11 protein-coding genes are annotated in these 15239 nt (G+C 31.0%); 8 read left to right on the top strand and 3 right to left on the bottom strand.

The features are described 5' to 3' along the window. Positions 1-9 precede the first annotated feature (9 nt). The 5 genes from LNQ49_RS07105 (at position 10) to LNQ49_RS07125 (ending at position 6492) form a co-directional block, all read left to right on the top strand. Positions 10-1590 (top strand): MDR family MFS transporter, encoded by a 1581-nt coding sequence (locus LNQ49_RS07105; protein WP_229987981.1) that lies wholly within the window; start codon positions 10-12, stop codon positions 1588-1590. 274 nt (positions 1591-1864) lie between these two features. Beyond that, positions 1865-2404, top strand: coding sequence for an IS1096 element passenger TnpR family protein (locus LNQ49_RS07110; RefSeq protein ID WP_229987982.1), 540 nt, complete (start codon positions 1865-1867; stop codon positions 2402-2404). A gap of 96 nt (positions 2405-2500) precedes the next feature. Next, the gene (locus LNQ49_RS07115) at positions 2501-2860 is read left to right on the top strand and encodes a four helix bundle protein (RefSeq protein ID WP_229987983.1); all 360 of its coding nucleotides are present in this window, start codon (positions 2501-2503) and stop codon (positions 2858-2860) included. A gap of 61 nt (positions 2861-2921) precedes the next feature. Beyond that, positions 2922-3980 carry a nucleoid-associated protein gene (locus tag LNQ49_RS07120; protein ID WP_229987984.1) on the top strand — a complete coding sequence of 353 codons (1059 nt, stop codon included), beginning with the start codon at positions 2922-2924 and terminating at the stop codon, positions 3978-3980. Positions 3981-4122: 142 nt separating this feature from the next. Beyond that, a complete protein-coding gene (locus LNQ49_RS07125) occupies positions 4123-6492 on the top strand; it encodes a GAF domain-containing protein (RefSeq protein WP_229987985.1) in 2370 nt (789 codons plus the stop codon). A 1-nt stretch (position 6493) separates the two neighbouring features. On the opposite strand, the gene LNQ49_RS07130 is transcribed toward LNQ49_RS07125, so the two are convergent. Continuing rightward, positions 6494-7675: a Pycsar system effector family protein gene (locus LNQ49_RS07130; RefSeq protein ID WP_229987986.1), complete on the bottom strand. Its 1182-nt coding sequence runs from the start codon at positions 7673-7675 to the stop codon at positions 6494-6496. A gap of 25 nt (positions 7676-7700) precedes the next feature. On the opposite strand from LNQ49_RS07130, the gene LNQ49_RS07135 reads away from it, so the two are divergent. Continuing rightward, a complete protein-coding gene (locus LNQ49_RS07135) occupies positions 7701-11435 on the top strand; it encodes a metallophosphoesterase (RefSeq protein ID WP_229987987.1) in 3735 nt (1244 codons plus the stop codon). Here the strand turns inward: LNQ49_RS07135 and LNQ49_RS07140 are convergent, their stop codons facing one another. Beyond that, positions 11436-12296 (bottom strand): SdiA-regulated domain-containing protein, encoded by an 861-nt coding sequence (locus LNQ49_RS07140; protein ID WP_229987988.1) that lies wholly within the window; start codon positions 12294-12296, stop codon positions 11436-11438. It lies immediately after the preceding gene. 17 nt (positions 12297-12313) lie between these two features. Next, entirely contained in the window at positions 12314-13366 is a 1053-nt protein-coding gene (locus tag LNQ49_RS07145) for a hypothetical protein (protein ID WP_229987989.1), read from the bottom strand. Positions 13367-13464: 98 nt separating this feature from the next. On the opposite strand from LNQ49_RS07145, the gene LNQ49_RS07150 reads away from it, so the two are divergent. Together LNQ49_RS07150 and LNQ49_RS07155 are read left to right on the top strand one after the other, a co-directional pair. Further along, positions 13465-14376: an ABC transporter ATP-binding protein gene (locus tag LNQ49_RS07150; RefSeq protein ID WP_229987990.1), complete on the top strand. Its 912-nt coding sequence runs from the start codon at positions 13465-13467 to the stop codon at positions 14374-14376. 3 nt (positions 14377-14379) lie between these two features. Beyond that, entirely contained in the window at positions 14380-15216 is an 837-nt protein-coding gene (locus LNQ49_RS07155) for an ABC transporter permease (RefSeq protein WP_229987991.1), read from the top strand. Positions 15217-15239: the final 23 nt, after the last annotated feature.

The raw sequence follows: 15239 nt of genomic DNA on the forward strand, positions 1-15239 counted from the left end.
TAGAACAAAATGGTACAAGCACAAGATGATTTAGTAGAATATGGCTACAGACGAGTTTTAATTACAATAACCGCAGTACTTTGTGCATTGCTGGAAATTGTAGATACAACCATCGTAAACGTAGCATTGACAGACATGAGAGGAAGCCTTGGTGCTACATTAACAGATGTTGCATGGGTAATTACTGCTTATGCTATTGCAAATGTGATAGTAATACCAATGACAAGCTGGTTGTCACAACAATTTGGAAGACGAAATTATTTTGTAACATCAATTATAATTTTCACCATATCTTCTTTCCTGTGTGGTAACGCAACAAATATTTGGGAACTTATTGCATTTCGATTTATTCAAGGACTTGGTGGTGGTGCTTTATTAGTTACAGCACAAACTATTATAACCGAGAGTTATCCTATTGCAAAGCGAGGAATGGCACAGGCTATTTACGGAATGGGAGTTATTGTAGGTCCAACGTTAGGTCCACCTTTAGGAGGATATTTAGTAGATAACTATTCTTGGCCTTACATTTTTTACATAAATATTCCACTTGGTATTATCGCTACAATTTTGGCAATCTCTTTTGTTAGAAGTCCAAAATACGGTGAGAAACTAAAAGCCAATCAAGTCGATTGGTGGGGAATTTTTTTCCTAGCCTCATTTATCGGATCATTGCAATTTGTCCTAGAACACGGACAGCAAGACGATTGGTTTAATGATTCATTAATTACAACACTAAGTGTCGTAACAGTACTTGGATTAATATTATTTATATGGCGAGAACTCACCTATAAACATCCAATTGTTAACTTAAGTGTACTTAAAGATGGAAATTTACGTATAGGAACAATAATGTGTTTTATACTTGGTTTTGGACTTTATGGATCAACATTGATTATTCCGATTTATACACAATCAATCTTAGGATGGACAGCCACCGATGCAGGATTGTTGCTTATTCCGGGATCGATAACAACCGCTTTTATGATGCCAATTATTGGTAAATTAATTCAGCGAGGAGTGCCACAAGGATATATGGTAGGAGTTGGATTCTTAATCTTCTTTTTCTTTACCTTGATGATGTATAACAATATGACTCCTGATACTGGAGTAGAGCATTTATACTGGCCATTGATATTAAGAGGTATTGGTTTAGGATTACTTTTTGTACCAATAACAACATTATCGCTTTCTACCTTACAAGGGAAAAATATTGGAGAGGGAGCTGCTTTTACAGGTATGATGCGACAATTAGGAGGTTCATTTGGTATTGCAATTATTACCACTTTCATCACGAGATTCAGTCAGAAACATCGTGTTGACTTGGTAGCACATCTAGATACAACTAAAGTCGAAGTACAACAAAGAGTTGAAATACTTCAAAGAGGATTCATGTCAAAAGGATTTAGTAGCAATGAAGCATTAAACAAAGCCCATCAAGTACTAGATTATTCGATAATGAAACAAAGTACCGTTTTAGCATATATGGATATATTTTTATACCTAGGTATGATGTTTTTATTGTGCATTCCAATCATATTTTTAATCAAAAAAGGAAAGAACAAAATAAACCCTGCTGATGCAATGCATTAATATCGCAAGCATCAAATAAACAGGCTTAGTTTATATAGTAAACCATTGTAAAAGTTTTTTTTTACAATGGTTTTTTATTTTCAGATACAAGATTAAAGGATAAAAAACTATCTTTATTATTGAAAACTAACCATATAATATTCAACTCCCATAATGAAAAATTATGCGGTATTCTGAAACACAATAAAGATTTATTTCATTGTGAAATAATATTTATCGAGTATATTTGCACTTGCTTTTCAGCAGCAATAAAAAACAAAAAAATAGTTAAGTTATGGTTTATAAATTTAGAGTAATTCTAGATGCAGAAGAAGATATTTTTAGAGATATAGCAATTCTTGAAGAAGATACTTTAGAAGATTTACACAACGCCATCTTCAATTCTTTTGGTTTTGATGGAATGGAAGTAGCTTCGTTTTATACCTGCGATGAAACTTGGAATCAAGAAGAAGAAATTCCTCTTTTTGATACTGGAGATGTTCTTGGTGAACAAAAAACAATGAGCGATTATACTTTATCAGATCTATTAGATAAAGAGAATACTAAAATTATATACGTCTACGATTTTATTCATATGTGGACATTTTTGGTTGAATTAGCTGCAATAGAAGATCAAGCTATTGGAAACACTTACCCAGAAACACTTTTCTCACATGGAGAAATGCCTGATGATTCAGGAGAGAAAAATTTTGAAGCAGATATGCATGACGATATCTATGGCGAATTTGAAGATGATCTAGACGAAGATGATTTAGATATGTTCGAAGGAGACGATAGTTTCGAAGATTATGGATTTGAAGAGAATTGGAATTAGTTTTCTTTTTGAGGTACTAAGTTTTTGAGTTGCTAAGGTTCTAAGTTTTACAAATTAAAGATTTTTCTTATATTTATTGAATTAAATTCTTTAAATATGAGTGATTTCAGAAAACTTCTAATTTGGCAAAAATCAATGTCTTTAATTACCAAAATCTATATCTCAACAAATAATTTTCCAAAAGAAGAAATCTTCGGATTAACTTCACAAATAAGACGAAGTTCAATTTCAATTCCAAGTAATATTGCAGAAGGACTTGGTCGAGAAAGTAATAAAGAATTTTTACGCTTTTTAAATATTTCAATAGGTTCCCTATTCGAAATGCAAACTCAATTAGAAATAGCAAAAAATATTGCATATCTAAACGAAAACGAATTTAATATTTTATACGAGGATAGTCGAGAAGTCGAAAGAATGTTAGTTTCATTTATCAAAAAACTGAAACAAAGAGACTAAATCTTAAAACCTTTAAAACTTAGAACCTCAGAACCTTTGCCACTTAGCACCTTATAATTATATGATAAACCTGTTTAACACCCACATCGAAACCCTTGCTATACACCGTGTAGGGAATAAAAGTAGAAATGAAGCGCTATTTTTATCTGAACAATCTTTCAATCTAAATGATGAAATTGTTCCTTTGATAAAAGAATACTTCTTTAAACCTTTTAGAGAAAAAGAAGAGAACTATTACCAGTTTGCTCACGAAGTCGATTTGGACTATAACGATATGTACAAATTTGCTACAGAAGTTTTCGATAATCCGGGGAACATACAAGAAATTTCTAAAAAAATCACAAAACATTTATACGAACAATCAAACCATCCACACATTAAAAACGGAGAAGTTTATGTAACGTATTTAACAAATCTTAGTATCGACAATAATGTTGTTGATGCAATTGGAATTTTTAAAAGTGAACTACAAGCAGACTTTTTACAATTTGAAGAAAAAGACAGCAACCTTGAAATGATTTTGCAACAAGGAATCAACCTAAGCAAATTAGATAAAGGATGTTTAATCTTTAACTATAAAAAAGAAGAAGGTTACAAAATCTTAACTGTAGATAGCAACCGCTATGATGCACGTTACTGGTTAGAGCATTTTCTATCAGTTGATGCATTTGAAGATGAAAACTTCATCACTAAAAAATACTTGAAATTCTGTCAAAGCTTTGCAAAAGATGTAGTCTTACCAGCAGAAGACAAAAAAGAAGAAGTAATGTTCATGAACCGTTCTGTAAATTATTTTGCAAAGAACGATCAGTTTGAAGAAACTAACTTCTTAAACGAAGTATTAGATAACCCAGATTTAATCCCTGAATTCAAAAACTACAAAGTTGACAAAGGTGAAAAATATAGCATCGAAGATGTTACAACCTTCCCTATCGCTAACTCAGCAGTTTCTGATGCAAGAAAATCAATCAAAAATGTTATCAATCTAGATACTCATATACAAATCAAGATGGATTTCATTAATCCAGAAAGTGCAGAAAAATTTGTAGAAAAAGGTTGGGATGAAGAAAAACAAATGTATTACTATTTGGTTTACTTCAACAAAGAAGAGAAAAGCTAGTATTTATTCTTTTCAATTTCACTTTTACTTAAAATCAAGGCCTCAACTACTACAGTTGAGGCTTTTTTTATAAAATAAACCCAAAAAACACGACTTAAATTACGTATATTAGTAATTTTGCATACCAATAAATAATAGTGCCATGAAATATCATTTATTCAAAGAAAGTCCTTTTAAAACTCTAATATCTTTTCATAAACTTATTGAAGCTTTAGAGAAAATTGCACAATCAGATATTGATTACCGATCTAATTATGCCAAAGCACTTTTGAAGGAAGTAGAGGACGTTCCTGAATTTCAAACAGGGATTGGAGATTTCACAATGATTAAAAAAAATGAAACTCTAATCAATCATTTATTAGCCGATTTATTCCCTACAGCATTAACAAATAACGAAATTAAAGCCGTTACAGTTCCGTTTCAAAACTTTACATTCAATTATACCGAAAGATTTAAAAAAATACTAAAAGATGCAGGTACAAATTTTGATGTAACTATTCGTGACTTTGATGACCAACAATTCTACATTGCTAATTGCTGCTTAATACTTGGTGTTTACTACAAACAAAATATAGATTTCAATAAACCTTTCTTTTATGATATTCCAGATTCTAATGGAATCATAAATCACTACCGTATTTTATATAATGCAGATTTCTTAGAAATAATCCCTTCAGATAATGCACCAAAACTAACACAAGAGGATATCGATTTATTAATCGACAACTATGATGATATCGATTTATGGAAAGAAAAATTTCCTATTGGAAGCTGGACACTAAAAGGATTTGGTATTATTATTTTATTTGATGCCACTACAGAGAATGCTATTTCTAATTTAAAAACTAATTTGTTAAAATCAGATGCACAAAAAGCAACTTCTACTAAAATTATCGAAAACATATTTAGATCTATCTTTAAAATACCCAATCTTAGAGTAGGTTTCTTAATTTACAACTCAGAACAGGGAAAATTTATAAAACCTCCTCAGTTAGATGAAAATGCTGAAATATCAAGCTTCTTACTTCCTTATAATCAAGAAATGGACTGTAAAAATGCAATATTTGGATGTTCCTTTGAAAACTTGTTAGAGCATAAAGAGCCTTTGGTAATTTCGAATCTAGAGAATTTTATAGAACAAAATGAAAATATAAAACTTGGAGAACTTTTACGCAACCAAAACATTAGCAGCTGTGTTTTTGCACCAATTATAAAAGACAATAAATTATTAGGCGTTGTCGAATTAGTTTCGGCTACCCCAAGAGCACTTAACACCATAAATGCACAAAAATTAGATCTTGTACTGCCTTATCTAGTCGATACCATAGAAAGATACAATACTGATATGCAACATCAGATTGAGGCAGTAATACAAAGAGAATACACTACAATTCACCCAAGTGTATATTGGAAATTTAGAGAAGAATCAGAAAAATATTTTCAGAATAGCAATCATACGAAAGATTATATTTTTAAAGAAATTGTCTTCAAGGAAGTTTTCCCTTTATATGGACAAATTGATATTAAAGGTTCATCAGAACATCGAAATGAAACAGTCAAAACTGATTTAAAAAATCAGCTAAAAATGTTATTACAAATTTTTGCAACTCAAAAAGAAAACTCAAATTTAATTCTCTTAGAACAGCGTAAATTCGAATTAGAATCACTTCTTGAAGAACTCAATGCGCCATTAAAAGCAGACTCAGAACAGCATATACAACGCTATATAGAAGATGAAATTCATCCTATCTTAAAAAACACTAAAAGCAATTCTAAAGCAGAAAAACTTGAACAAAAATACTTTGAAGGGTTAGACGAAAAAACAGGTTTATTTTATCAGGAGAGAAAGAAATTTGATAATGCAATGTCTATTATCAATAAAAAACTTGCGGTTATACTTGACAAGAAACAAATTGAGGCGCAACAAATATATCCTCATTATTACGAACGATTTAAAACCGATGGTGTTGAACATAATCTATACATAGGAGCCTCGATTGCTCCTACGAAACCATTTGATGTAATGTACCTCCATAATTTAAGATTATGGCAATTGCAAACATTATGCGAAATGGAATTAGAACATCATCAGCTTAAAGCTTCATTACCATATAAACTTGATGTTACATCTTTAATTTTGGTGTTTAGCTCCCCTATTTCTATCCGTTTCCGAATGGACGAAAAGCGTTTTGATGTAGACGGAACCTACAATGCCCGATATGAAGTTGTAAAAAAACGTATCGACAAGGCACATATCAAAAATACTAAAGAGCGCATAACCGAAAAAGAAAAAATCACAATTGTATATTCACATGCAAGTGAAGAAGCAGAATATTTAAAATATGTAAAGTATTTACAGTTTAAGAAAATACTAGAACCTCAAATAGAACAATTTGAGGTAGAAGATTTACAAGGTGTATCGGGATTAAAAGCTATTCGAGTAAAAGTAACAAACAACACACTTTCAACTGAGAAAATTACCTATCAAGACTTATTAGATGAATTAAACTAACTTAAAGAGCTCTAAAGGCAAGTATAAATGCTATAACTGTGATGATAATACCAACCATAAAAAGATTGTAAGCAACCCTTAACAAACGGTATTTTCTTTCAAGAACGACACCCAGAAAGTATAAATCTTTAATCATAGTACCGTATAAGTATTCTTTGTCTTTCATCATCTCGTTCATAGCCCACTCATATTCATGCAAAGGCATTTTATAAAAATTCCCGAAGAATAATAAATTAATTTTTTTTGCTTCGATGTCTTCACGTGTAAACACACCAGTAGTGACCTTTGGTCTAGTTGAAAGTATCGCAAAAACTATAGTAATAACACTAGATATCAACATTATGAAAGTAGGAATAACCAAATGGGCATTCTTTGGACTATCAAGTTTAGGAATAATTGTAGAAAGTGCTATCGAAATAATAATAGCATTTACAGATAAAAGAATATTGGCTTTGCTATCAGCAATTCCGCTTAATCGAGTGTGATTTCCTAGTGTCACTCTAAAAAGAGTATCAATTCCTCGATCAGGTTTTTCAACCTTATCTTTCTTTTTCTTGATTACTTCACCAAATTCATTGGTGATTTTTGATTCTTTCTTCTCCATTATTTTATGAATCCTTTTTAAATTCTTTTCTTTTAAAGGCTGCCATTTTTCTATAGCATAATCAGTATAAAATCGATGGGCATTTTCTAAAAAGTTTACGTTTTCTATTGCCCATTCTTGATCTGAAAATACTTTATTATCTGTATATTTTAGCTCAGTTCTTAAAAGTTCACAACTAATAACATACTCGCTGCTAGCAATATGTATAAAATCGGCATCTTTAATTATTTTTTCTAAATGATTTTGAGGCTCATAACATTTTGCAGTAGCAGCAATTAAACTAGAAACTGTTTCTATAAATTCAATTGACTTATCCTTATCACTTAAAAATTCAGTTACAATTTTTATACTCTCTTTTTCATGGTCTTTATAACCTTTAATATAGCCAGTATCATGAAACCATGCAGCTACCAAAAGCTTCTCATTGTCATCACTTCCTATATTCTCATTGGCACATAACTCTTTAACCGCATTTACAACACTGGTTGTATGAAAAAAATTATGGTACGAATATAAAATAGAAAGTTTATCTTTGAGTAAGTTATAAACAAAATCTTCGGACTGCTCTAATAGGCTCATAAACTTATTTTTATACGACTAAATTATGAAATTGTTTTCGGATAATCATTTTACAAATAGGATTAACACTTATTTAATTGGAATTTCTGGTTTCTTTTTAATTCAATCATGCGCAACACACCATGTACAAGTTGGAAAAGATGTCCAAAATCCTATTTCACAAAACGCGTTAGATACCACAAAAATTGCACATACTTTATATTTAATTGGAGATGCTGGAAATGCCGATGAGGAACAAGCACAACAAACTCTTGAACTTTTACACAAAAGACTACAAAGTTCTGATAAAAACTCGACACTTTTATTTTTAGGAGACAATATTTACCCTTATGGGTTTCCTAGTCAAAAAGATCCAGATGCTGTGGCTCTAGCCGAAAAAAAACTAACAAATCAGTTAGAATTGACAAAAGGCTACAACGGGAAAACAATTTTTATCCCTGGTAATCACGATTGGTATAGTGGGATTGAAGGAATAGAACGTCAATCTAAATTTGTAACAACATACCTAAACAACAAAAAAGCCTTTTTACCACAGAAAAGCTGTGCTATCGAGCAATTAAAGATCAATAAACAAACTGTTTTAATTGCCATAGATAGCCAATGGTATTTAGAAGATTGGGACGACACTCCTACTATGAATGACAATTGTGACATTAAAACCCGTGAAGGGTTCTTTGAAGAATTGGAAAGCATTTTAAACAAAAACAGAGAAAAAACTGTTCTTATAGCAATACACCATCCATTAATGAGCAATGGTACTCATGGAGGTCAATTTTCATTAAAAAAACAATTATTCCCTTTAGAACAAAACATTCCTCTTCCTGTTATTGGCTCTGTTATAAATTTAATTAGAAAAACATCTGGAGTAAGTCCACAAGACATACAAAATAAAGTCTATACACAATTTGTAAAAAGAATAAAAACGCTCTTGCAAAGTCAAGATAATGTTATTGTTATTTCTGGTCATGATCATAACTTACAATACATTAACAACGAAAACATTAAACAGATTATAAGTGGTGCAGGCTCAAAATCAGAAGCTGCAAAAGCGGTATATCCGAATGATTTTTCATATGGTGGTAATGGATATGCATCATTAACTCTTTACAAAAATGGAGATGCTAGACTTGCTTTTTATGGCAATGAAGACAAAAAAGAAAAAGTACTATTCGATCAAAATATCATTTCTGTAAAAGATACTGTCTATCATGAAAACTTACCTTCTAAGTTTAATGCAACAACACAGGCTTCTATTTATACAAGTGAAATGACTAAGAAAAGTTTTTTTCATAGTTTTTTATTTGGGAAGCATTACAGAAAATATTATAGCATGCCAATTGAAGCTAGAACAGTTTCTTTAGACACCCTTTTTGGAGGTATAACTCCAAAACGAGAAGGTGGAGGTCATCAATCAAAATCACTACGAATTGTAGATAAAAACGGAAAAGAATATGTTATGCGTGCTTTGAAAAAAAGTGCATCCCGTTTTCTTCAATCCGTAGCATTTAAAGATCAATTTGTTCAAGATCAATTTGACGATACCTATGCTGAAAACTTTTTATTTGACTTTTATACCACTTCTCACCCATACACACCCTTTGCAGTAGGTAATTTGGCAGATAAAATTGGGCTATCACACACGAATCCAGTTTTATATTATATTCCTAAGCAAGAAACTCTTAAAGGTTATAATTATAATTTTGGGGATGAATTATATATGGTTGAAGAGCGTCCGTCTAGTAGTCAAATAAGTTTAAAAACTTTTGGAAAACCACTGGATATAATCAGCACTGATGATGTCATGAAAAACCTTCATAAAGATGAAAAATATACCATTGACGAGAAAGAATACATAAAAGCTAGACTATTTGACATGCTTATCGGTGATTGGGACCGACACAGTGACCAATGGCGTTGGGGTGAATATCACGAGGGAGATAAAATAATTTACAAACCAATTCCTAGAGATCGAGATCAAGCTTTTACAAAATACGATGGCGCATTACTTTCGCTTTTAATGCAGATGCCAGCATTACGCCATATGCAATCTTTTAAAGATGATATTAGAAATGTAAAATGGTTCAATCGTGAACCTTATCCACAAGATATAGCTTTCTTAAAAACAGCTCACGAAAATGACTGGATTAATCAAGCCAAATACATACAGGAGAATCTTACTGATGCAGATATTGATGCTTCCTTCAATAATTTGCCAAAAGAAGTGCAAGATGAGACGATTGCAGATATCAAACACAAATTAAAACTACGAAAAAAAGAACTCCAAAAATATGCTATCGAATATTATAGAGTGCTCCAAAAAACAGTTTTAATAGTTGGAACGGATAAAAAAGATAAATTTATAATTACACATAAAGCAAAAAACAAACTTGATGTAGAAGTATATCGTATCAAAAAAAATGGTGAAGAATTAATTTACACAAAAAATTTCACCGCTGGTAAAACAAAAAATGTTTGGGTTTACGGATTAGATGATGATGATGTTTTTGAAGTAAAAGGTGATTTTAATTCTCGAATAAACATTCGCTTAATTGGTGGTCAAAACAATGATTCATACATAGTAACCAACGGAAGAAGAGTAAAAATTCATGATTTCAAATCAAAAAATAATACTTACGAATTAGATTCTAAAACCAAGACAGTACTCACTGATGATTATCAAACGAATCTTTATGATTATGAAAAACCAAAATACAATTCTTTCTCAGGTCTACCCTATGGTGGTTACAATCCTGATGACGGAGTAAAATTAGGTATTATTGCCAATTACACAGTAAACAAATTTAACCAGAACCCATATACTCAAAAACACATCTTAAAAGCCAACTACTTTTTTGCAACAGATGGATATGAGCTTATTTATGATGGTCATTTTCCAAAAGTCTTAGGTAAATGGGATTTTGATGTACAATCAATTTTAACGAGTCCAAATTTCACTATAAACTATTTTGGTTATGGTAATGAAACTGTAAACAATGATGAAGATTTAGGGATGAATTACAACCGTGTTCGTATGCGTGCTATAAAAGTAGCTCCATCTATTAAGAAAATAGGCAAATACGGAAGTGAAATTAATTTTACAACATCATTTGAGAAAATCAGAATCGAAGAAACCTCAGGTAGATTTATAAATGCTCCTGGAGTAACTAATCCTGATGTTTTTAAAAGCCAACAATATGCTGGTGCAACAGTAAAATACAGCTTTGAGAACTACGACCTACAATCATTCCCTTCAATGGGATTTGGATTTTCGATAGCTGGAAGCTGGAAAGTAAACCTAGATGACAACAAACAAAACTTTCCAACATTAGAAAGCAAAATCAATTTCAATCATAAAATTGATTCAAATGGCAAGCTAATTTTTGCAACTATAATCAAGTCAAAAATACTCTTTAATAATAATTTCGATTTTTTCCAAGGGGCAACTTTGGGAGGTGACTATGATTTAAGAGGATACCGAAATCAACGTTTTCTAGGAAATCAATCTTTTTATCAAAGTAGCGATATCCGTTGGAGTTTAGGAAAAATAAGAAAAGCCATCTTACCAATGTCTTACGGAATTCTTGGCGGATTTGATTATGGTCGTGTTTGGGTTACAGGAGAAAACTCCGATAAATGGCACCAATCCGTTGGTGGAGGTTTATGGCTCAACGGATTGGATGTAATTACTGCTAGACTTACTTATTTTAAAAGTATTGACGAAAAAGCAAGAATTGCCTTTGGTATAGGATTTGGGTTTTAATTATTTTTTAAAACTATACTCATATACATTACCACCAATCTTTTTAGTTTTTTCATCAGCAATTAATAATGTTGTATTGTCTTTAAAGACAACAGCTTCCTTTTGAGAAAAGTGACCTAAATCAATTTCAGTTTGAGTTCCTTTATGAAAATTATCACCTTTGAAACCTTGAAAAAGTATTAATTTATCGTGACACAAAACAACTACTTTTTTCATATCAGGGCTAATTGCAACACTAGTAATTGCACAATGATTGTAATTACTACAGGTCTTAAAGGAACCAATTAAAGTTGCTTTTTGTTTTCCTGCTGCATTTGGTATTTTATAAATAGAAGCTGTACCGTCAAAATTTTTGCTTCGATTTTTGGTAAATAAATAGAAATTATTTTTGAACTCAAAGAAGCCTTCAACATCATAAAACAGTTGAGTTTTCTTAGGAGGAAAATCTTTTTGCTCAGGATATGCGAACGAAATTTTATAGCTAGAAACAGCATTTTCTTTTCCTAAAGCCGATTTATCTATTTTATAAATACATAAATCTTTACGCATATTATCGTTATTCCCAAAATCACCAATATATAAATTTCCTGCTTTATCTTTGGTAATATCTTCCCAATCAACATTAGTAGCATTTGTAATTGTAATTGTTTTGGCAATTTCACCTTGCGCATTTAATCCATAGATTTTATTAGCATTACCACTATCCTCTAAAGCCCAAAGCATACTTGTTTCAGGGAAATAAGTAATTCCTGAAACTTCTTTTAACTTTTTAGGCAAAGGATATAATGTTTTCAACACACTAGAATCTTGCTGACAAGCCAACAAAATAAATGCAACAATAAGAGAGATATAATTTTTCATATAATAATTTTAAGATTCTAAATCAGATTAGTGTTTTTGAAATTCCTAGTAATAAAACCAAATGCAGCCGACATAATATGCCCCATTGATTTTGCATTTTTAAAATTCAAATCATTAGTATAACGGTATAATTCCATTTTTAGTTGATTTAAATTTGCTTCTGGCGAAATAGTATCTTCGCTCATGATATGCAATAATTTTTTTATTCTGTTATCTGCTGAGTGGATGCGCTTTGCAAGAATAGCTCGCTCTTCATCTTTGTATTGTACAATCGATCTATCTTCTAGTTTATCCTTAACCAATTCAATCATTGGATAATTTTCTTTAAAAAACTGGGGTCGATACACTTTAAAATTCCCTTCATAACATTGTTGATCAAAATCAATAGGGCGAATTTTATATACTACTTGATCAAAATCATGAATAGGAACGATTACATAATTATATGCCCGCATATCACCCAAAAGCCTAATCATGCAACGCTCATTAAATTTCACAAATTCTTTGGCAATTTGGGATTTCTCCGTTTCTGTACAATTTTTAAGTAGTGTACTCATAAAAATATCTCCAGGAATACCAATTATATGCTCTTCAATTAAAGTATCCTTATATACCAAAAAGTTAATCTTATCAGGGGATAATATTTCCTCTAATTCAAGACCATAAATCCTAGAGGCATCAGCCTTTTTAATATAAAAATGCACGTAATTATCATTTAGAATATTTCGAACTTTAATTCTAAAAGGCTTGGAGTTCCCAAACGTACAATAATCAATTGCATCAATATTCAAAAATTGGATAATATCGGTATTACCATCAGAATGTAAAAGAGAGTAGATTTTTTTTAAATTCAAATCAATTTCATTTCTTTCAAACTCATTATAATAAACCCGAATCCATAAGGTATCCTTATCGTATTTATCATATACATTTATAGCTCCTGAAAAACGCAATAAATCATCATAAAAAACGGACACTTTCGAGATCCGTTCATAACGTTCCAGATAATCCAAAAGTGAATTTGTTAATGGGTACGATGGTTTTTTAAAAAACATTAAAGGTTCACTCATTTTGAATATATTTGATACAAATTTATATTAAATATAAATCATTCGGTAACAAAAACCAAAGTGACACGTCTTACTAAAAACTAAAACTGTAAATAAATTTGGAAACAATACTCACAATACAGAACCTACATAAAAGATATGGGCGAGTTCAAGCTCTGAAAGATATTTCTTTCGAAATACAAAAAGGCCGTGTTTATGGAATTCTAGGTCCTAACGGAAGTGGAAAGTCAACAACATTGGGAATCGTTTTAAATGTAGTAAACGAAACTTCTGGGCGATACAGCTGGTTTGGTGGAAAAATACAAACCCATGATGCATTAAAAAAAGTAGGCGCAATTATCGAAAGACCAAACTTTTATCCTTACATGAGCGCTGAAGAAAACCTGAAACTGGTTTGTAAAATCAAGAACATTGATTATTCTAAGATAAACGAAAAATTAGAATTAGTAGGTCTAAACGAGCGAAGAAAAAGCAAGTTTAGTACTTTTTCATTAGGAATGAAACAGCGTCTAGCTATAGCGTCAGCCTTACTGAACGATCCCGAAATATTAATTCTTGACGAACCTACAAACGGATTGGATCCTCAAGGAATTCATCAAATTCGTGATATCATAAAAAAAATAGCCTCACATGGTACAACAATATTACTTGCTTCCCATTTATTAGATGAAGTTGAAAAAGTATGTACTGATGTAGTGGTTTTAAGAAAAGGAGAAATTTTATATTCTGGTCCGGTTGGTGGCATGTCCTCAAACGAAGGTTTCTTTGAAATACAAGCAGATGATACTGAAAAATTAATTTCTGTAACAGAAACACATCCTGCTGTAGATAGCGTTATAAAAGAAAAAGAAGTGGTTTTAGTTTATTTAAAAAGTGACTTAAGCGCTGCAGAATTAAACCAATTTTTATTCTCACAAAACATCTTCTTAAATCATTTAGTAAAACGTAAAAACAGTTTAGAAGAACAATTTCTAGAACTAACCAATAACGCTTCTATAAAAAACAAATAAGCTATGAACAGACTTCTCTCTATAGAACTACAAAAAATTTGGAAAAATAACGCCAGTCGTATATTAACCTTAGCCTATTTTATCCTCCTTACGTTTATTGCATTAATTGCTTCTATAAAATTTGACTTAGGTACTTTTAAATTTCATTTAGCCGAAATGGGAATTTTTAATTTCCCTTTCATTTGGCATTTCAACACCTACATTGCAGCTTGGTTAAAGTTTTTCTTAGCAATTGTAATTGTCTCTATGATGGCAAATGAATATAGTTATGGTACCTTAAAACAAAATCTTATCGATGGCTTAAGTAAAAAAGAATTTATTTTATCGAAGTTCTATACCGTAATTTTATTTGCTTTTTGCTCTACAGTCTTTGTATTCATAATGAGCTTAATTTTAGGATTATCTTTTTCTTCTTATACCGAAATTGGAATTATTTTTTCAGGAATGGAATATCTTTTTGCCTTTTTTATAAAACTAACTGGATTCTTTTCATTCTGTTTATTTTTAGGAATATTGGTAAAACGCTCTGCATTCGCATTGGGTTTTCTACTGGTTTGGAGTATTCTTGAAGGTATTATAAAAACTGTTCTTATGTTTGTTATTTTTCCTGATAGCAAAATTGCAGATTATTTTATCCGATTACTTCCTCTTGAGGCCATGTCTAACTTAATCGTTGAACCTTTTACAAGGCTATCAGTTATAAAAAATATCGGTATACAAATGGGAGTTGAAAACACAAAAAATTATAATGTTGATTACATTTCTGTAGCAATTGTTTTAATTTGGACGTTCCTTTTCATTTTCTTTTCTTATAAATTACTAAAGAGCCGAGATCTATAGTATATTTGTTTATACTCTTTTTA

Source organism: Flavobacterium pisciphilum (assembly GCF_020905345.1).
In the GTDB taxonomy this organism is placed as follows: domain Bacteria; phylum Bacteroidota; class Bacteroidia; order Flavobacteriales; family Flavobacteriaceae; genus Flavobacterium; species Flavobacterium pisciphilum.